Source organism: Pseudoalteromonas sp. PS5 (assembly GCF_004103255.1).
Taxonomy (GTDB): Bacteria; Pseudomonadota; Gammaproteobacteria; order Enterobacterales; family Alteromonadaceae; genus Pseudoalteromonas; species Pseudoalteromonas peptidolytica.
Map to the genome: position 1 here is coordinate 1 of NZ_RCSQ01000033.1, position 17,090 is coordinate 17,090.

Annotated in this window: 17 protein-coding genes; 9 read left to right on the top strand and 8 right to left on the bottom strand. The window is 43.0% G+C overall.

Features of this window, described 5'->3' with window-relative positions; genetic code table 11:
- Positions 1 to 71: 71 nt before the first annotated feature.
- The gene (gene nhaD / locus D9603_RS04195) at positions 72 to 1,478 is read right to left on the bottom strand and encodes a sodium:proton antiporter NhaD (protein ID WP_241651579.1); all 1,407 of its coding nucleotides are present in this window, start codon (positions 1,476 to 1,478) and stop codon (positions 72 to 74) included.
- Between the two features lie 183 nt (positions 1,479 to 1,661).
- Between nhaD and D9603_RS04200 the strand changes: the two genes are divergently transcribed.
- The gene (locus D9603_RS04200) at positions 1,662 to 2,348 is read left to right on the top strand and encodes a 2OG-Fe(II) oxygenase family protein (protein ID WP_128730355.1); all 687 of its coding nucleotides are present in this window, start codon (positions 1,662 to 1,664) and stop codon (positions 2,346 to 2,348) included.
- A 1-nt stretch (position 2,349) separates the two neighbouring features.
- Here D9603_RS04200 and D9603_RS04205 read toward each other — a convergent pair whose 3' ends face one another.
- Positions 2,350 to 3,285: a DUF368 domain-containing protein gene (locus tag D9603_RS04205; RefSeq protein WP_128730357.1), complete on the bottom strand. Its 936-nt coding sequence runs from the start codon at positions 3,283 to 3,285 to the stop codon at positions 2,350 to 2,352.
- A 121-nt stretch (positions 3,286 to 3,406) separates the two neighbouring features.
- Here D9603_RS04205 and D9603_RS04210 point away from each other — a divergent pair, with 121 nt between their 5' ends.
- Entirely contained in the window at positions 3,407 to 4,249 is an 843-nt protein-coding gene (locus tag D9603_RS04210) for a DUF3530 family protein (protein WP_128730358.1), read from the top strand.
- On the opposite strand, the gene djlA is transcribed toward D9603_RS04210, so the two are convergent.
- Genes djlA through D9603_RS04225 form a run of 3 tightly spaced genes read right to left on the bottom strand, consistent with a single transcriptional unit; the run spans position 4,246 to position 6,776 of the window.
- A complete protein-coding gene (gene djlA, locus D9603_RS04215) occupies positions 4,246 to 5,088 on the bottom strand; it encodes a co-chaperone DjlA (protein WP_125251593.1) in 843 nt (280 codons plus the stop codon). The two genes, D9603_RS04210 and djlA, sit on opposite strands and share 4 nt — an antisense overlap.
- A complete protein-coding gene (gene murU, locus D9603_RS04220) occupies positions 5,078 to 5,770 on the bottom strand; it encodes an N-acetylmuramate alpha-1-phosphate uridylyltransferase MurU (protein ID WP_128730360.1) in 693 nt (230 codons plus the stop codon). The genes djlA and murU overlap by 11 nt, the downstream gene beginning before the upstream one ends.
- A gap of 7 nt (positions 5,771 to 5,777) precedes the next feature.
- The gene (locus tag D9603_RS04225; protein ID WP_128730362.1) at positions 5,778 to 6,776 is read right to left on the bottom strand and encodes a phosphotransferase; all 999 of its coding nucleotides are present in this window, start codon (positions 6,774 to 6,776) and stop codon (positions 5,778 to 5,780) included.
- 112 nt (positions 6,777 to 6,888) lie between these two features.
- On the opposite strand from D9603_RS04225, the gene lptD reads away from it, so the two are divergent.
- The 6 genes from lptD (at position 6,889) to D9603_RS04255 (ending at position 13,742) form a co-directional block, all read left to right on the top strand.
- A complete protein-coding gene (gene lptD, locus D9603_RS04230) occupies positions 6,889 to 9,135 on the top strand; it encodes an LPS assembly protein LptD (RefSeq protein WP_128730364.1) in 2,247 nt (748 codons plus the stop codon).
- Between the two features lie 15 nt (positions 9,136 to 9,150).
- The gene (surA, locus tag D9603_RS04235) at positions 9,151 to 10,443 is read left to right on the top strand and encodes a peptidylprolyl isomerase SurA (RefSeq protein ID WP_128730366.1); all 1,293 of its coding nucleotides are present in this window, start codon (positions 9,151 to 9,153) and stop codon (positions 10,441 to 10,443) included.
- Between the two features lie 5 nt (positions 10,444 to 10,448).
- On the top strand, positions 10,449 to 11,441 hold the full coding sequence (gene pdxA / locus D9603_RS04240; protein WP_128730368.1) for a 4-hydroxythreonine-4-phosphate dehydrogenase PdxA: 993 nt from the start codon (positions 10,449 to 10,451) through the stop codon (positions 11,439 to 11,441).
- A complete protein-coding gene (gene rsmA / locus D9603_RS04245) occupies positions 11,438 to 12,244 on the top strand; it encodes a 16S rRNA (adenine(1518)-N(6)/adenine(1519)-N(6))-dimethyltransferase RsmA (RefSeq protein WP_125251587.1) in 807 nt (268 codons plus the stop codon). The genes pdxA and rsmA overlap by 4 nt, the downstream gene beginning before the upstream one ends.
- The gene (gene apaG, locus D9603_RS04250; protein ID WP_125251586.1) at positions 12,228 to 12,617 is read left to right on the top strand and encodes a Co2+/Mg2+ efflux protein ApaG; all 390 of its coding nucleotides are present in this window, start codon (positions 12,228 to 12,230) and stop codon (positions 12,615 to 12,617) included. Before rsmA ends, apaG begins: the two co-directional genes overlap by 17 nt.
- A 327-nt stretch (positions 12,618 to 12,944) precedes the next feature.
- Entirely contained in the window at positions 12,945 to 13,742 is a 798-nt protein-coding gene (locus D9603_RS04255) for a symmetrical bis(5'-nucleosyl)-tetraphosphatase (protein WP_128730370.1), read from the top strand.
- A gap of 148 nt (positions 13,743 to 13,890) precedes the next feature.
- Here the strand turns inward: D9603_RS04255 and D9603_RS04260 are convergent, their stop codons facing one another.
- The 3 genes from D9603_RS04260 to D9603_RS04270 are packed head-to-tail and all read right to left on the bottom strand — an operon-like array spanning position 13,891 to position 14,746.
- Complete coding sequence (locus D9603_RS04260) at positions 13,891 to 14,268, bottom strand: hypothetical protein (RefSeq protein WP_128730372.1); 378 nt, start codon at positions 14,266 to 14,268, stop codon at positions 13,891 to 13,893.
- Positions 14,269 to 14,274: 6 nt separating this feature from the next.
- On the bottom strand, positions 14,275 to 14,445 hold the full coding sequence (locus tag D9603_RS04265) for a leukotoxin secretion protein D (protein ID WP_241651578.1): 171 nt from the start codon (positions 14,443 to 14,445) through the stop codon (positions 14,275 to 14,277).
- Positions 14,423 to 14,746 (bottom strand): cysteine peptidase family C39 domain-containing protein, encoded by a 324-nt coding sequence (locus tag D9603_RS04270; protein ID WP_128730374.1) that lies wholly within the window; start codon positions 14,744 to 14,746, stop codon positions 14,423 to 14,425. Before D9603_RS04270 ends, D9603_RS04265 begins: the two co-directional genes overlap by 23 nt.
- A 312-nt stretch (positions 14,747 to 15,058) precedes the next feature.
- Here D9603_RS04270 and D9603_RS04275 point away from each other — a divergent pair, with 312 nt between their 5' ends.
- Positions 15,059 to 17,074 carry a methyl-accepting chemotaxis protein gene (locus tag D9603_RS04275; RefSeq protein WP_128730376.1) on the top strand — a complete coding sequence of 672 codons (2,016 nt, stop codon included), beginning with the start codon at positions 15,059 to 15,061 and terminating at the stop codon, positions 17,072 to 17,074.
- Positions 17,075 to 17,090: the final 16 nt, after the last annotated feature.

Consider the following 17,090-nt stretch of genomic DNA (forward strand, 5'->3'; position numbering starts at 1 on the left):
TTAACGCGGTTAGCGTCAGATCCACTCCTTCAAATTGAGCAAGTATTAAGTCAAATTGGTATTATTACTCGCTAGCCAAAAACATCAAATGCTGACTTATTGAGCCACAGGTGACATAAAATACTTGCAATGTATCCAATTAAAATAACAGGCGCCCACTTTAAATGCCCCATGAAGGTATAATAGCCCCTAGCCTGCCCCATCAAAGCAACACCGGCAGCTGAGCCGATAGACAGTAAGCTTCCACCGACACCAGCTGTAAGCGTGATAAGTAGCCAGTGGCCATGTGACATCTCAGGTTGCATGGACAAAACTGCAAACATAACTGGAATATTATCGATAACTGCAGAGATCACCCCAAGTAGAACATTGGCATACGTCGCTGACCATTCACCATACAGCACTTCTGACATCAAACTAAGGTAGCCCAGAAAACCTAACCCCCCCACACACATAACGATGCCATAGAAAAACAGTAAGGTATCCCACTCTGCCCGAGAAACCTTGCTAAAAACGTCAAACGGAACAACACTACCGAGTTTTTCGAGACGCTCTTTGTCTCCTTCTCGCTGCGCCATCGCGCGTTTTCTTGCCAATGAACCTGGTAGTGTCATCCTTAAAAAGTAGCCAAAAAATTGCAGGTAACCTAATCCCATCATCATACCAAGCACAGGGGGTAGGTGTAATAAGCTATGAGCCAGTACGGCGGTTGCAACGGTTAATAAAAATAAGGTTAAGATCCTTAATGCACCACGCTTTAGTTCAACCCGCTCATAGACAGCACTCGGCTTTTTATCTGCCACAAAATAACTCATCACTAAAGCAGGAACGACGTAATTTACGAGTGAAGGAACAAACAGTACCAAAAATTCACTAAAGTGCACCATGCCTGCTTGCCATACCATGAGCGTGGTTATATCTCCAAAAGGGCTAAATGCGCCACCAGCATTGGCTGCAACTACAATGTTGATACAACTTAAGTTGATAAATTCTTTATCTCCTTCCGCTACTTTCATGACAACAGCGCACATCAACAGTGCCGTCGTTAGGTTGTCAGCAATAGGCGAGATAAAAAATGATAAAAACCCAGTGATCCAAAATAGGTTTTTATAACTAAAACCCTTTTGAATCATCCACGCGCGTAACGCATCAAAAAGACGCCGCTCCTCCAACGCATTAATATAAGTCATAGCAACGAGCAAAAAGAGCATTAGCTCAGCAAACTCAAGTAGATTATGTCGAAACGCATGCTCAGTCACGTCTGTCTGGCCTTGGTTTACATAATATGCACCAATTAACAGCCAGATAACCCCCGCCGCAACCAACACAGGTTTAGACTTTCGCATATGGATTTTTTCTTCCAGCATGACCAAAGTGTAAGCCATGACAAAAATCACAATACAGACGAAACCCAAAGTAGAATTTGTGAGATCTAAGGAGCCTTGAGCAGCCAAGGCTGGATACGGGATCAACAACATGACCCATGCGCAACAGAGTAAAAGTAATCCATTGATTTTCATTTTTTTGCCTATTGATGAGTGCAGAGGGATGGCATTTCAACCAAACTCACTTTAGCATAGGTAAAAAATAATCAGCATTGGACAGAAGTCTAAGGCATGCCATGAACACACTAAATGGCTATACATCAGCGGCAGGAATTTATGCTCCAACTTTCAACGCAACAACAACAAAGATTACAGCAGGATTTGTGCGAGAAGGGATTTGCCCGAATTGAAAACATTCTCGAACAAACAGCAGCACAGCAATTACACCAATGCTTATCTGAACTGGACTATCAACTGGCACTTTTCCACAATGGTGCAGCCAAATCAGTTAAAGACAGCGATATTTTAGCCTTGACGCCACAAGAACAACAGGCGCTACTTGAAGACATTCATCACTACGCGTCGCGCGGCGTAGGTTTTATGTATGGTCGTCACTCGGTCGATGCACAAAGCCCTGAATTACTGCAAAGTCTGTATAAAGATTTAAATAGCGAGGCGCTGCAATCCTGCTTTTCACATATCTCAGAACAACAAATCGTGCGTACCTCGGCTCAAGCAACTCGATTTATCGCAGGTCAGTACTTAACACGCCACAATGACGTTGTAGAGGCCGAAGGACGAGTATATGCCTACGTCCTCAGCTTAAGCAAAAATTGGCACCCCGACTGGGGTGGGCTACTACAGTTTTTTGAAACAGATGGCACACCAACTCATAGTTACGCCCCCAAGTTTAATTCTTTGGTGGTGTTTGATGTCAACAAAATTCACTCAGTAACTTACGTTGCGCCATTTGCAAAGTCTCCGCGCCTTTCTGTCACTGGGTGGTTTAGAACGATAGCCTGAGCTAATATTTTTCACTCAGTTTTTCAATTGCTAAAATCAGGGCAAGTCCGGCAATGGCAAGTAACACACAGGCCAAAGTATTTGGATCTTGCCCGTACAGCGCACTGTACTGCTGCGGCAAAATATTTGCTTGCGTCAAGGGCTTTTCAATACCGCTAGAATTAACATAAGTGGTCAGCACTTGCTTCCAAGGCCATAGTAAATTCAGTGATCCGAGTAAAAATCCTGCCAATACCGAAAATGTGACTTGTTGATAATGGCTTAATAACCAACTCAACAGCCTCGAAAATGACATCAACCCAACAACACATCCCAGTAAAAAAAGGCCAACGAGTGTTATTTCAAGTTGATTTACAGCACTCAGTACATGTCCATACATGCCCAGCAATAACAAGATAAAACTACCCGAAATTCCAGGTAAAATCATTGCACAAATGGCGATGGCACCGGAAATAAAAAACATCCAGTGAGATGCTTGCGCTTCCGCTGGCGACAATGACGTAATGACAAAAGCAACCACAGCGCCAGTTACACAGGCCGCAATATTTTTACCGTTCCAGCTCGAGACCTGTTTGGCTACGTAAATAAAAGAAGCGACAATAAGGCCAAAGAAAAATGACCATACCAGTATTTGGTGGTGCGCAAGCAAGTAAGTAATAACTTTAGCCAAAGATGCTGCACTGATAACTAGCCCAGAAAACACCGCTACTAAAAAGCTACCATCGATATATTGCCATGTAGCTTTTATACCTTCACGGCGCAACAACCCTAATGCTTGCAAATTAACACTTTTTATTGCATTTAAAAAACGCGCATAGATACCAGTGATAAAGGCAATAGTACCACCTGATACTCCGGGTACAACATCAGCAGCACCCATCCCAGCCCCTTTTAAAAACATAAAGAGATAGTCTCGTTTGCTATCTTTGTATTGCACGCATACTCTCCATTTATTTTCTCTATGTGGCAGTTTACCTTAAAACCATAAATAAAGGCGACTGCTAAAGCTTTTGCCAAGTAGGCCGATACTAAACCATGGAAAATCATGCACACGTATTATGCTAAGCAGAGCACTTTTTACATTATTAATTTCAATATCAGTAAGTTGCTTCGCAGCCGAACATATAGCCCCAGCACCGCTAACAGCGCTTTTTCAACAAGATGCACAGCGTTTTTATGAACCAGCGGGGTTACTGGAGCTAAACAGTGAAGAGGAAGTATTTTACGTTTTTCATCAAGAGCACATGGCTTCGATGCGGGCAGGTATTGTCATTTTCCTGCCTGATATGCAAATGCCGCCACTTAATAACAGCGGGATCAGTTTCCTTGCTAAGCGCTTGAGTGATGATGGATATGATACGTATACCATCACGCCACCTGATTTGTCCTATGCTGCAAGTCTCTTAGATCAAGATATTGAAACACCAGAAGCTGAGCCAAAGCCGAAATCTGTTGAGCCTGTCTCAGAGATGAACCTAGACAACTATAAAGCCGCGTTAGTCAGTCGTTTTGAAGTGCTCTACAATACGTTATCAATGACACAAACAGAGAAGCTTGTCGTTGTTGCATTTGGCAATAGTGCTGGTGTGTTCGCAGAACATTTAGCAACCTTACCCAACCTTCGTATTGATGCTTACACCGTCGTCAGCCCCCAGCTGCCTAATGCAATGCGACAAAAGCACCTAGCATCAAACCTGTCTTTGATAAGCCCCGCTCTTTTGGATATTTACTACAGCTTTGATAACCCAATGGTAGTCGATAGCACCGCTGACAGAGTAAGGTGGGCAAGAAAAAATAGTAAGCTAGATTACCGCCAAAGAGAGCTATTTGGGGAAAAAACCGATCCGCTCCAGCACCAGCGTTTACGCAAGGAACTACTCGGTTTTTTACGGATACTTTAGCTTTTTTTAAGGTACTCGTAGGCAGACTGAATATCTTGGCTTTTCCGCTTAGCTACTTCCATCATATGAGTCGGCAGCCCCTGCGATACCAACTTATCCGGATGATGTTGTGACATCAGTTTGCGATACGCCTTTTTAATTTCACTCGCGCTTGCGCTTTCACCTAAGCCAAGCACAGCCAAGGCTTTTGAGCGTGTAAGCCCGCTCGGTTGCGGTGCTCCTTGGTGTCCATGATGCTGATGCTGTTGCTGTGACTTTCCAGCTTGTTGGGCACGACGAAACTCAAACTCAGCCTGGTAACGCTTTAGCAAAAACAAAAAATGCGTTTCAGCGAAACCTAAATATTTGCTGACTTGCTTTAGTAACGCTTTTTCAGCGTCTGATACATGACCATCACAAAATGCCATTTGGATTTGAATTTCTAAGAATAATTGCCTTAGATCATAGCGCCGAGCAAACGCTTCTTTAAAATCTGTTACGGCTTCTTTGATTGAAAAGTCACTGCTTTTTCCTGCGGTAAAAGCATGCTGCGCTTCTTTTCGGTCTTCTCCTTGCAACCCCATTTCGGTCATAAATGCTGATGCGGCTTGAATATGAATCTCACTGACACGGCCATTAGACTTAGCAATATGCCCCATAACAGCAAAACAGCTTGAAAAGAACAGAGCTTGTCGTTCGTGCAGCTCATCTCCTTTAATAAAGCCCTGAAAACCACCGACCTTATCAAAATCTTGACGTAAGCTTTTGTCAAACAAATGTCCGAGGTAAAAGCCCAGAATCGCGCCCAACCACCGACCAAACAAAAAACCAAACATGGTTCCTAATAATTTACCCCACATCGCTATATCCTAACTTTTTATTTATTGCGCTTAGTCGCTCAGGAGTACCAATATCGTCCCATTGACCAAGATACAGTTCTGTTGACACTCTATGCTCTGCAAGTGCACTGCGAAGTAGTGGCCCTAACTTAACAAAGCCATGTTCTAGCCCAGCAAAAAAACATTGATGGTAGATACCTATCCCAGAAAATGTATATTGCTCTTGGTTCAAAGGCTGGTGAGCGAGACAAAAGTCACCATTGGGGTTATGTGCTGGATTTTCCACTAACACAATATGTGCTTCACAATGTCCAGCGGCTGCTTTTCCAAGTTGCAGCTGTATAAGACTACGCACATCATAATCGGTAAAAACATCGCCATTTATAACCACAAAGCGGTCGCTATCCTGGCACAGTAACGGTAGTGCTTGAATAATTCCTCCTGCGGTTTCAAGCCCTCCTTCTGGTTCATCACTGTAGGTAATATTTACCCCAAAGTGGCTACCATCACCAAAGTAGTGCTTAATCACCTCACCGTGCCATGCAAGGTTGATTACAACCTCGGTGATACCAGCTAACTTTAGTCGTTCAATGTGATGTTCAATGAGTGGCTTACCCGCTACTTTCAACATCGGTTTGGGCTGTGTCGCTGTAAGTGGCATCATCCGCTTACCACGACCTGCTGATAAAATAATTGCTTTCATATTCGCTTTATTTGGCGCTAAGTTTGACTTTTGCTTTAGGCATTATGTCATGCCTAATCCAGCTTGCAAGCCACTGAAATTCATCATACTTCTGAGCAGCTTCAAGAATGTAATCGAGCGTTGGCAAAATATTATCTAGATACCCGCCTTTCCCATCTCGTTGCAATAGTCGCGTAAATATTCCCGCAGCCTTGAGGTGTCGCTGCAACCCAGTAAGATCAAAGTAATATTGATATCGACTAAAATCCATATCAGCTAACAGACCTGCGGCATGTAATTTATCAAAACTATATCGCTGCAACATTGCAAACTCATCAGTAGGCAATCGCGTGTAACAGTCTCTTAGTAAAGACACACTGTCATACGTAACAGGCCCTTGCACGGCATCTTGATAATCAATCAAATACCACTGTGACTGATGAAAAATAACATTACGACTGTGGAAGTCTCGGTGCATCGTCACTTGTGGCTGTTCGAGCATAACCGCGACCAACCTTGACTTGACGTTTTGCCATTGTATTTGTTGCTGCTCTGTCAGCGAACTTTTTAGCCACTTTGTCACCAGCCACTCATGAAATATTTCCAGCTCCATGGCAATAAAGTCAGCATCATAGGGTTTCATCCACTCACTGGTCGGCGTCTGAGCAATATTTGGTAGCAAATCTAGCAACGCTTGATAGTCATGCAATCGGGCGTATGTATCTAGCCTGTCAGCAAGGTGAGTAGAGCCCAAGTCCTGTAGCAGTACCAAACCGCACTGCTCATCCTGTGCAATAATACTTGGCAGATTTAGCCCTTGTTGTGTAAATACACTGTTTAATGCTACGAATGGGGTGTTATCCACTTTATCCACCGGACTTTCCATCAGCACCCATGACGCTTCTGTACCTTTTGCTACACGGTAATAGCGGCGAAAGCTAGCATCTGAGGTAATGGGTTCACAGCTGAATTGATGGGTTTGCAATGCTCGCTGTATAAATTCTACACGCTGATTTTGACTACTCATGGATTAACTATTACACCTTCTACTTGTAAATATTTAAATGCTACTGTATTTCCGACAGTTTTCATTTATCATGATGAGCTTATTATTAAATGCTCAGCTAATAGGTTATTAAATGCGCAAAATTTTGGGCTTAGCTGTATTGTCTGCTATTCACTCTACTGCTTTTGCTAATACGAACATTGTCGCGGCACAATGTAAAGACTATATGCAGCCAGAAAGCTGGAAGCCAATAGCCTCGCTGCCCAAAAACGCCATTGATATTGTTGCTGATGACTTGGAACTGCAAGGCGCTGACAGCGCAGAGTTTTCAGGCAATGTCATTATTAATACCGAAACCATGAGCTTAGCAGCCAGACGTGCACTGATTGATAAAAAAGAAGGGCTACTAAGTGCTTCAGGCCCGCTCCTTTATCGCGATCAATTTACCAAAGTACATAGTAATGGTCTCTTCGCTGATTTAAATGCTAACACGGTCAGCTTGCTTGGTGCTGAATATGAGCTTACTGAGCAGCTAGGTCGTGGTGGTGCTGAAAAGTTACACGCGTCTGGAAATCAAATATCACTCGATAACTCTAGCTTCACTACCTGTCCAAGCGATGATCCCTTTTGGAAAATAGAAGCAAGTAGTATCGTGCTTTCTCGTGAGGATGGCTGGGGAGAAACATATAATACGGTGTTCAAAATTTTGGATACGCCGGTGATTTACCTCCCCTATTTTACCTTTCCAATCGACAGTAGGCGCAAGTCAGGGCTGCTCACACCAACCATCTCTAGCTCAAATAAGTTTGGTTTGGAGTTAATCACTCCTTATTACTTGAACTTAGCACCAAATTACGATGCTACCTTAACGCCACGATATATGGCCAATAAAGGCTTCCAGCTTAACACTGAGTTCAGATATTTGACTGAGCAACACCAAGGTAAAGTTGCTGTTGAATATTTAAGTAAAGATGACTCAGAGCCACAGCTAGATGACCGATATTTAGTGCATTGGCAGCAAAAAAGTTACTTGAGTGATAACTGGCGTGCGTTCGTTGATATTACCAATGTCAGCGATGATAACTACCTGACTGACTTAACCTCAGAATACGCCAATGAAACAGACACTCAACTGTATCGCACTGGTAGTGTTAGCTACTTAGGCGAGGACTGGTTGGTCGACATCAAACTGCAAGACTTTGAAGTCCTTGGCGACCACAGAGAGTCCTATACCACGTTACCGCAAATTAGCTTCCATACCCGTGAAAGTTACGAGTTTGCCAACGTTGATTGGGATTTTGAGGGTGAATTTGCTTATTTTCAAAATGATTCATTAGCGATCACTGAAGCGTCAAGACTACATTTAGAACCCAGAGTCTCATTCTCTCGCAGTGATTATGCTTGGTCTTTTACCTCAGAGGCTCGCTTACTTCATACTCGCTATGATCAGAACATCAAAGAACTCAATTCGGACTATGCAGAGTCTGTCAGCCGGACGTTACCAAGTGTCCGTATGCACGGCCAGCTCAACTTTGAACGCAGTACAGAGTTTTTCTTCGAGCAAGGGGTACAGACATTAGAACCACAGCTACAGTACTTATACACTCCACATAGAGAACAAAGTCAAATCGGTTGGTATGATACTGCTAAGTTACAAGATGACTTCATTGGTCTCTTTCGCGCCCGCAGATATTCAGGTTACGACCGTATCGCAGAAGCAAACCAATTCACTATTGGTGCAACCACACGAATTTTTGATAGTAGCAATGTCGAGCGCTTTAACTTTAGTGCCGGTCAAATCATCTACCTAGAGTCCTCTGTAAAGCCATCTGCACAACGCTTCAGCGACGATACAAATTATAATTCGCTGTTTGCAGCTGAATCCATGCTACATTGGCATAAACGCTGGTATCTATCTGGTGGTATTCAATATGATGTCGATAGCAAAGATTTGGTACAGTCTCACTTTACTTTAGACTACAAAGGTGACGACAAGCAGCTTGTGCAATTGAACCATCGCTATGTAAATGATGTCTCAGACTATGAAATAGACCAAGTCGGTTTATTCACGAGTTTACCAATTGACGATAACTGGCAGTTTGTAGCAAGCTATCACCGTGATATGACAGCAAACAGAAGCGTTGAATCCTTTGTCGGCGTTCAATACCAGTCTTGTTGTTGGGCGATTCAAGTGACAGCAAACCGACAAATTGAAACAAACTTAAACCAAACACTCACTCATGATGAGGCAGTGTTTGACTCTGGCTTTAGCCTGAAATTTGTTCTTTCAGGACTTGGAAGTCAACGCAGTGGTGATGCAAGTAAGCTCCTTCAACAGGGTATTTTTGGTTACCGTAGACCGTATTTTTTGAATAAATAGAATTTAGAAAGCCGTATGAATTTAAAAAAGTTGTTATTAGTGGCCTCCTTGAGTGCAGGCCTATTTACTCAAGCACATGCTGAGCGTGTAAAACTTGATACTGTTGTTGCCACCGTCAACGACGGCGTTATTTTACAAAGTGAAGTTGACCAAATAATTAACCGTGTAAAGGAACAAGCCGACCAGCAAGGAACCGAGCTTCCAAGTGACAGGACACTTCGCTTGCAAGCGATTGATAAGCTCATTGAGCAATCGCTGATGCTACAACTAGGTGAGCGCATGGGTATGCAAATATCTGATGCACAACTTGACCAAACCATTGCCAATATCGCGCAAGACCAAGGTGGCACTATTGCTGATCTACGTCGCTCGGTAGAAGCGAGCGGAGAAAGTTTCCAAGCATACCGTGAAGAGATCCGCAAAGAAATCACCACAAGCCAGGTACGCCGAGCCAGTGTCGACCGCCGTATTTATATCAGCCCTCAAGAAGTGACGAATTTACAAAAAATTCTCAGCGAGCAAACTGGCAACTCCGAGGAATATGACATTGGCCACATTTTGATCAAGATACCAACAAAAGCGACGCCCGAAGAAATTGAGGATGCCCGTCAGCGTGCTGATAACGTAATCAAATTCTTGAACGAAGGCAAAGAATTTAAGCGTATTGCTATCGCCTCTTCAAGTGGTTCAAAGGCGCTAGATGGTGGCCAATTAGGCTGGATGGGTATCAACGAGATGCCAACTTTGTTTGCAGAAGCAATAAAGGGAGCGAAAAAAGACGACATCGTCGGTCCACTGCGCTCAGGCGCGGGTTTCCACATTCTGAAAGTACAAGATATTCGCGGCCGTGAAGTGGTGGAGACAGTCGAAGTACGCTCTCGTCATATCTTAATCAAACCTTCTATCATTTTAAGTGAAGAAAAAGCACGCTCAATGCTTACTGGCTTTGTTAAGGACCTACGAGCTGGCACCGCAGACTTTGCAGCACTAGCGAAAGAGCACTCTGAAGATCCAGGCTCTGCCCTTAAAGGCGGTGAGTACGACTGGACAGATCCAACAACTTACGTACCAGCATTTAGAGATACTTTGTTATCTCTAGAAAAAGATCAAATCAGTGAGCCGTTTAGAAGTACTTTTGGCTGGCACATAGTGCAACTGCTTGATAAGCGCGTTGCAGACAAAACAGAGCAGGCTAAATTAAACCGCGCTCATCGCCTACTATTTAATCGTAAATTTAAAGAAGAAAGCTTTAAATGGATTAAAGAAATGCGTGATCAAGCACATATTGAAATAATGGAAACGGAATAACGACCATGACCCTCAGAATCGCAATTACACCGGGTGAGCCTGCTGGCATAGGTCCAGATCTTGTTATCAAATTGGCTCAGCATGCTTGGCCTGCTCAGTTAGTTGCGGTAGTTGATAAAAGTATCCTAGAAAAACGCGCTAAAGAGCTCAACGAGCAAATCGTTCTATTGCCATTTGACAGCTCTCAAGCACCACAGCCTGCCCCCGCAGGCGCTATCTACTATTTACAAGTAGATAAAGGTGCTGAGGTGGTTGCCGGTCAACTAGATGAAGCCAATGGCCACTATGTGCTCGAGACGCTTCGTATTGCCTCAGAAAAAAATATGGATGGTACTTTTGCTGCAGTTGTTACCGGCCCTGTGCATAAAGGCATTATCAACCAAGCGGGTATTTCATTTAGTGGCCACACTGAATATTTTGCGCAGCAGTCTGATACTGCCGATGTGGTTATGCTACTTGCAACGGAAGGGCTTCGCGTTGCTTTAGTAACCACTCATATTCCGTTGGCTTATGTATCAAAAGCGATAACCCCTGAGCGTTTGAGCAAAGTGATACATATACTCAACCACGACTTGCAGACAAAGTTTGGTATTGAACAACCACGAGTACTGGTATGTGGGCTCAATCCACATGCCGGTGAAGGTGGTCACCTTGGCCGAGAAGAAATAGACACGATTGAGCCAACTCTAGAAATACTCAATCAGCAAGGCATGAACTTAGTCGGCCCACTGCCTGCTGATACGCTTTTTCAAGCAAAATATTTAGATAATGCTGATGCAGTGCTCGCAATGTATCACGATCAGGGTTTACCTGTGTTAAAATATAAAGGTTTTGGAAATTCAGTAAACATCACCTTGGGATTACCTTTTGTTCGTACATCGGTTGACCACGGCACTGCTCTTGATTTAGCAGGCTCGGGCGATGTTGAAGTAGGTAGTTTTGAATTAGCGATCCGCGAGGCAATTAAGCTCGCAACCAAAAAAGCACAGAATGCATGACAGATAAAGTACATCTTGGACACAGAGCCCGTAAGCGCTTTGGTCAAAACTTCTTAAATGACAACAGTATTATCGACAAGATAGTAACAGCCATCGACCCGAAACCAGAGGATAACCTGGTTGAGATTGGTCCTGGTTTAGGTGCTATCACTGAGCCTGTGTGTGATTTAAGTGGCCATTTAACCGTTGTAGAGCTTGATAAAGATCTTGCTGAGCGCTTGATCCATCATCCGTTTTTAGGACCTAAATTAACGGTTAATCAAGGCGATGCAATGAAGTTTGACTTTTCTTCTTTAATCAAAGAAGGAGAGAAGCTGAAGATTTTTGGTAACTTACCTTATAACGTTTCAACCCCTTTGTTATTTCACCTGTTTGAATTTGCAGATCAGGTTGAACACATGCACTTTATGCTTCAAAAAGAAGTCGTTAATCGCATGGTTGCAGGCCCTGGGAGTAAGGCTTTTGGTCGTTTAAGTGTAATGACGCAGTATTACTGCCATGCCATTCCCGTCATTGAAGTGCCACCGCATTGCTTTAAGCCTGCACCAAAAGTTGACTCAGCAGTCGTCAGATTGATCCCCAAAGAGGCTTCTCAACGTACAGCCAAAAGTACTAAGCTACTGAATACTGTATGTCTTGAAGCATTCAACCAACGTCGTAAGACGCTGAGAAATAGTTTATCTAACTTGTTAAGTGAAGCGCAGTTACAAGCGTTGGGTATAGATCCTACACTTCGTGCTGAAAATCTGTCGCTGAACCAGTTTATCGAAATTGCAAATTGGCTATATGACAACTCAAACTAAAATTGGCTCACCGATAAAAGTGTCGGTAGAAACCTTTTATGTTGAAGCGCAATCACAGCCTGAAAAGGAAAAATATGTGTTTGCCTATACTATAACTATCAAAAACCATAGCTTGTGTAATGCCAAGCTAGAGAGCCGCTATTGGCTAATTACCGACGCTAACGGCAAAGAAACGGAAGTGGAAGGTGATGGAGTCGTAGGTGAACAACCTACCATCCGCCCTGGTGAAAGCTATCAGTATACCAGTGGTGCAGTTCTCGATACCCCTTTAGGTACAATGGAAGGCTACTACGTTATGCGTAATGAGTTTGGCACCGAGTTTAAAGCACCAATTAATGTATTTAGACTCTCCTGCCCAAATATTTTGCATTAATGCCAATGTGTTTTAATACTTGCTCAATATAAGGGGGCAAGTATGACGCTGACCTTGTCAACGGTTTATCTAAAGCAACTAGGTAACCAGAGCTCGGCAATAGGCCACAGGTGAAGTAGCAACATTTTTGCCTCGCCGACACGGGTGTAGTTACCTTGGTGATAAGGTCACATCAGGGTAGTACAAGCTCCTCAAAATAGGCAGCTGAGTTAAGTAAATTGGGATAAGGACGCTGTTATTCAGTGCAAGCTGGCTAGCCTGCTTGCCTCATTGAGGCTCAGCATTAGAATAAACACATTGAGTTATAAAATAGGCTATAGGTAAAGCATGGCAAAATACGCAATTGGAGATTTACAAGGCTGCTTCACCCCACTCATCGCGCTACTTGATCAAGTCGACTTTAATCCAAGCCAAGACCATTTGTACTTTGTCGGCGACATCATCGCCCGAGGCCCTGATCCGCTTGCTTGCCTAGAGTTTCTATATCAACATGCAGACTCCATTAGCGTTACACTTGGCAATCACGACCTCCACTTTTTAGCCTGTCTAGCATTAGGAATGCCACCCAACCCAAAAGACAAATTAGACGCGGTGTTTAACAGCCCTAAATGCCAAAAGTATGCTGACTTATTGCGTGCACAGCCACTGGCTATCTGGCTAGAACAGCAGCAAACTTTGATTTCTCATGCAGGTATTCATCCAAGCTGGAGCATAGAACAAGCGCTAAACTATGCACACTTTGCCGAAGCCAATTATCAATCTATAAAAGCCCCTGAGTTTTATGCCAATATGTACGGCGCTCACCCAGGGCTTGAGCTCGATAAGCTCAGTGAACAAGATAAGTTCAAAGCCATTGTTAACGTCTTCACTCGAATGCGCTTTCTTAAGCAAAATGGTGAACTAGACCTAAAAAATAAATCTGGGTTAAAAGATAACGATGGTCTTATCCCTTGGTTTGAATATGGACAAATACCACCAAATACGACATTACTTTTTGGCCACTGGGCGGCATTAGAGGGTGAAACACACCAAAAAAATGTGATTGCACTCGACACCGGATGTGTTTGGGGAGGGGCAATGACCATGATTAACATCGATACCGGTGAAAAGTACCAACAAGCGTAGCCTACCACAACACGTGTAGTGCAATTAAATCGAGATATTGTCCGGTAAATAGTCAATTCACCTAAATAGTCAATTCACCATTTAAAATTTTAACGACCTCATTACCTAATTTTCTATATAAAACTTCAGACGCTGTTAATCCCTGCTTTTACCCTTCCTCATTGATTAAATAATCTTCACCATCAAATAATGACAAAACCCTACCACAACCACCTTTTTCATTACACTTTTCAGACTTAATAGTCAAAGTCTGGCCTTGCTTTAAACTCTTTACAACCTTAAGATTTTGGGTATAGGTACTCCAACTACCTATTGCTTTTGTTTCACTATCATAAGCATATATAACAACCATTCGATAGTATATTTCATATGAATCATATAGCACCCCCCTCTCAACAATAGGCATTTCCTTGTCATTCACAAGTAAAAAAGGGGAGAGTAAAATCAAAAAATAAAGATAATACTTTAAATTATTAACACTTAATAAAAACCTACTCATTAATATTTCCTTTTCGATCCAAATCATAGTTAATCACCTTTCCCTTGCTCCTTCATCAATGTGTTGAATAATTGGAGAGAGCAAAAACTCTATGATTCGTCTTTGTCCTGTTTTTATTTCAGCACTAACCGCCATGCCCGCTGAAAGCGGGAGTACACGACCATCAACTTCAATATTCTGCTTATTTAATGCTGCTTTCCCCATGAATAAGTAATTTTGAATTTGAGACCTTCGCTAAAATTGCATAACCACCCTGCTTACTTTTGCAAATAGCAGGCAATACCCGATTGCATATATCATTGGGCTCAAACGCTATGAACTTTGATTTAAACCCGATACTTTGGGAAGCGCGCAGCATCTGCGCATCGCTTTTTATTGGGTCATCACTGTTAATTTGAAATTGATGGAGAAGCTGTGCTTTATCGACACTCTTACCGTGAAGCTTTGCTACCAAGCAAAGAGCATCAATACCTAAAGCTAGGTTAGACGTAAAGTTTTTATTCATATTTGCCTTGGCACGGCGAAAACACTAGCTCTAGCGCTCTAGTATCAGCATCCATGCGATAAAGATTTATTCTCACGTACCTATTTTAACCTTAAAATCTCAAAAGTAACAAACATTTACGTGCTTATCTCACTTCCAACTGACTAAACTATATTCGATAAACATACCTCCCTTGTGGCAAAATAGTCGCTATTTTTTGTAATCCGACCTTTTTTGCTGAATTTTTTCGTCACATCTGCTATAAAATACTTAACTTATCCGCAATAAATCCGATAAGTATCCGTATTGCATTGTAAATTTTGTAGGACAGCTATGAATTTGACTGTTAGCCAACGTATTTGGGGTGGGTTTATTACCATCACCTTGTTGCTTCTTCTTATCGGGGGTAATTCTTTAATTAGGATTGCAAACATTGACAACTCAACTCAGCAGGTAAACAGCCTCTCCTTACCTGCACTATCAAAAAGCTCTGAACTCAAAGTTGAGTTCACATTAATGAGCAAGATGGCGCAAGGTAGTTTTTATGCGCGCTCAGAAACAGAGCTTGCGACGCTGAGACAAATGTTTTCTGAGCGTCAGAAGATTTTTGATAAAACATACTCTGAACTCCAACAGGTGGTCGCTTCTAACAACAAACTTGCTTCAAGCAGCAGCGATGTTGGCAAAAGTTACGACGCATTTGTAAAAGCCATGAATAGCCTAGTCACTGAGAAGTCGTCAGAGCTTTCTTTGCGCGATAAGCTCAAAGAACAGTTATCTGATCTTGATATGGCTGCCGAGGATGCCACTATGGTAACGGTAGACATCATCGATTTAGATGGATTAGAAGATAGCGACAAACGTGCTTTTCAAGCTGCAAATAGCCTTGAGAACAACTTTTCTTCTGTGGTTACTAGTGCAAACGATTTAGTCACTGTTGAAGACATCAACACGCTAGAAATCGTTAGAAATGAGCAAAAGTATTTAGTTGAAGAGCTAGGACGAAATATCGACTTGATCCGTGGTCCAGTTACTGCACTTGATAGCGGCTTATTCGCAGATCTTGAGGGATATTATACGGCTCTAAAAGACACTGTAACTGGCAGCAACAGCATTGCAGAAAACCAAAAGCGCCTGATACTCGCCCTTGCTGAAACCCAAAAAGAACTTGCAGACGCTGAAAAAACAACACAAGCGGCGCTTTCTCAGCTTGACGATTTGTTGTCAGAAGCAAGCCAAGTCGCGTTCAATTTGCAACAAGGTGTGCGCAGTGACGTCGGTAAAGCTAATTTATGGACTTGGATAGGTATGATGGTGGCGACTGTTATGGCTGTCGGCGTTGCATACATTACAGTGAGTCGCATTACCAAGCCTCTTTCTGAAGTAAATCGAGTATTGAATATCGTAGCCAGTGGCGATATGACGCAGCGCTTAGATGATACCGCCAAAGACGAGTTTGGAGAGCTTTCGAAAAGCTGTAATACGTTAATCTCGAGTTTACGTGAACTGATCACCGGTATTATTTCTCGTTCAACACAACTGGCAGCGGCCTCTGAAGAAACATCGACGATTACCACTGAATCGAGTCAAGCGATTAAAAATCAGCAAGCACAAGTTGAGCAAGCAGCTACAGCAACAACCGAGATGAGTAGCACTTCTCATGGTGTGAGCAACAGCGCACACCAAGCGCTACAAGAAATCAAAAACGCTGACAAAGAAGCTGAGCGCGTTAAAGGTATCTCACACGAAAATAAACACACCATTGAGCAACTCGCCAAAGAAGTCGACGAGGCATCGCGTGTTATCAATAAACTACATCAAGATAGTGCTTCTATCGGAAGTATTTTGGATGTTATACGAGGCATCGCTGAGCAAACTAACTTACTTGCGCTTAATGCCGCAATTGAAGCAGCTCGAGCTGGAGAACAAGGCCGAGGGTTTGCGGTAGTTGCTGACGAAGTACGCTCTTTAGCAAGTAAAACTCAAGAGTCTACACAAGAAATTCAGGCGATGATCGAGTCTTTACAAGCAGGCGCAGAAGAAGCCGTAAGTGCAATGTCGAAAGGTAAACAGCAGGCTGAGTCTTGTGTGAACCAAAGCGACCTTGCCAACGAAGCATTGAACTCTATTACCGCAGCGGTTTCACAAGCGCATGATGTAAGTGAAGAAATCGCTAATGCAGCAAACGAGCAGCAGCAAGTAGCGCAAGAAATTAGTGAACGTTTAGAGTCTATTGTTACGATTGCTGAGCAAACGGCTGAAGGTGCAAGCCAGACGTCAATTTCAAGCTCTGAAGTGGCGAAACTCGCAGAAGAGCTACGCTTGTCAGTCGATCAATTTAAAGTTTAATACCAATTTGACTTAA

Excerpts from the sequence above, each read along its gene's own strand:
- D9603_RS04210 (WP_128730358.1), top strand. The coding sequence starts at position 3,407 with ATGCTAAGCAGAGCACTTTTTACATTATTAATTTCAATATCAGTAAGT.
- surA (WP_128730366.1), top strand. The coding sequence starts at position 9,151 with ATGAATTTAAAAAAGTTGTTATTAGTGGCCTCCTTGAGTGCAGGCCTA.
- nhaD (WP_241651579.1), bottom strand. The coding sequence starts at position 1,478 with ATGTTGTTGATCCCGTATCCAGCCTTGGCTGCTCAAGGCTCCTTAGAT.
- murU (WP_128730360.1), bottom strand. The coding sequence starts at position 5,770 with ATGAAAGCAATTATTTTATCAGCAGGTCGTGGTAAGCGGATGATGCCA.
- D9603_RS04270 (WP_128730374.1), bottom strand. The coding sequence starts at position 14,746 with ATGAATAAAAACTTTACGTCTAACCTAGCTTTAGGTATTGATGCTCTT.
- D9603_RS04260 (WP_128730372.1), bottom strand. The coding sequence starts at position 14,268 with ATGATTTGGATCGAAAAGGAAATATTAATGAGTAGGTTTTTATTAAGT.
- D9603_RS04275 (WP_128730376.1), top strand. The coding sequence starts at position 15,059 with ATGAATTTGACTGTTAGCCAACGTATTTGGGGTGGGTTTATTACCATC.
- rsmA (WP_125251587.1), top strand. The coding sequence starts at position 11,438 with ATGACAGATAAAGTACATCTTGGACACAGAGCCCGTAAGCGCTTTGGT.
- D9603_RS04255 (WP_128730370.1), top strand. The coding sequence starts at position 12,945 with ATGGCAAAATACGCAATTGGAGATTTACAAGGCTGCTTCACCCCACTC.
- D9603_RS04200 (WP_128730355.1), top strand. The coding sequence starts at position 1,662 with ATGCTCCAACTTTCAACGCAACAACAACAAAGATTACAGCAGGATTTG.
- pdxA (WP_128730368.1), top strand. The coding sequence starts at position 10,449 with ATGACCCTCAGAATCGCAATTACACCGGGTGAGCCTGCTGGCATAGGT.
- lptD (WP_128730364.1), top strand. The coding sequence starts at position 6,889 with ATGCGCAAAATTTTGGGCTTAGCTGTATTGTCTGCTATTCACTCTACT.
- djlA (WP_125251593.1), bottom strand. The coding sequence starts at position 5,088 with ATGTGGGGTAAATTATTAGGAACCATGTTTGGTTTTTTGTTTGGTCGG.
- D9603_RS04265 (WP_241651578.1), bottom strand. The coding sequence starts at position 14,445 with ATGGGGAAAGCAGCATTAAATAAGCAGAATATTGAAGTTGATGGTCGT.
- D9603_RS04225 (WP_128730362.1), bottom strand. The coding sequence starts at position 6,776 with ATGAGTAGTCAAAATCAGCGTGTAGAATTTATACAGCGAGCATTGCAA.
- apaG (WP_125251586.1), top strand. The coding sequence starts at position 12,228 with ATGACAACTCAAACTAAAATTGGCTCACCGATAAAAGTGTCGGTAGAA.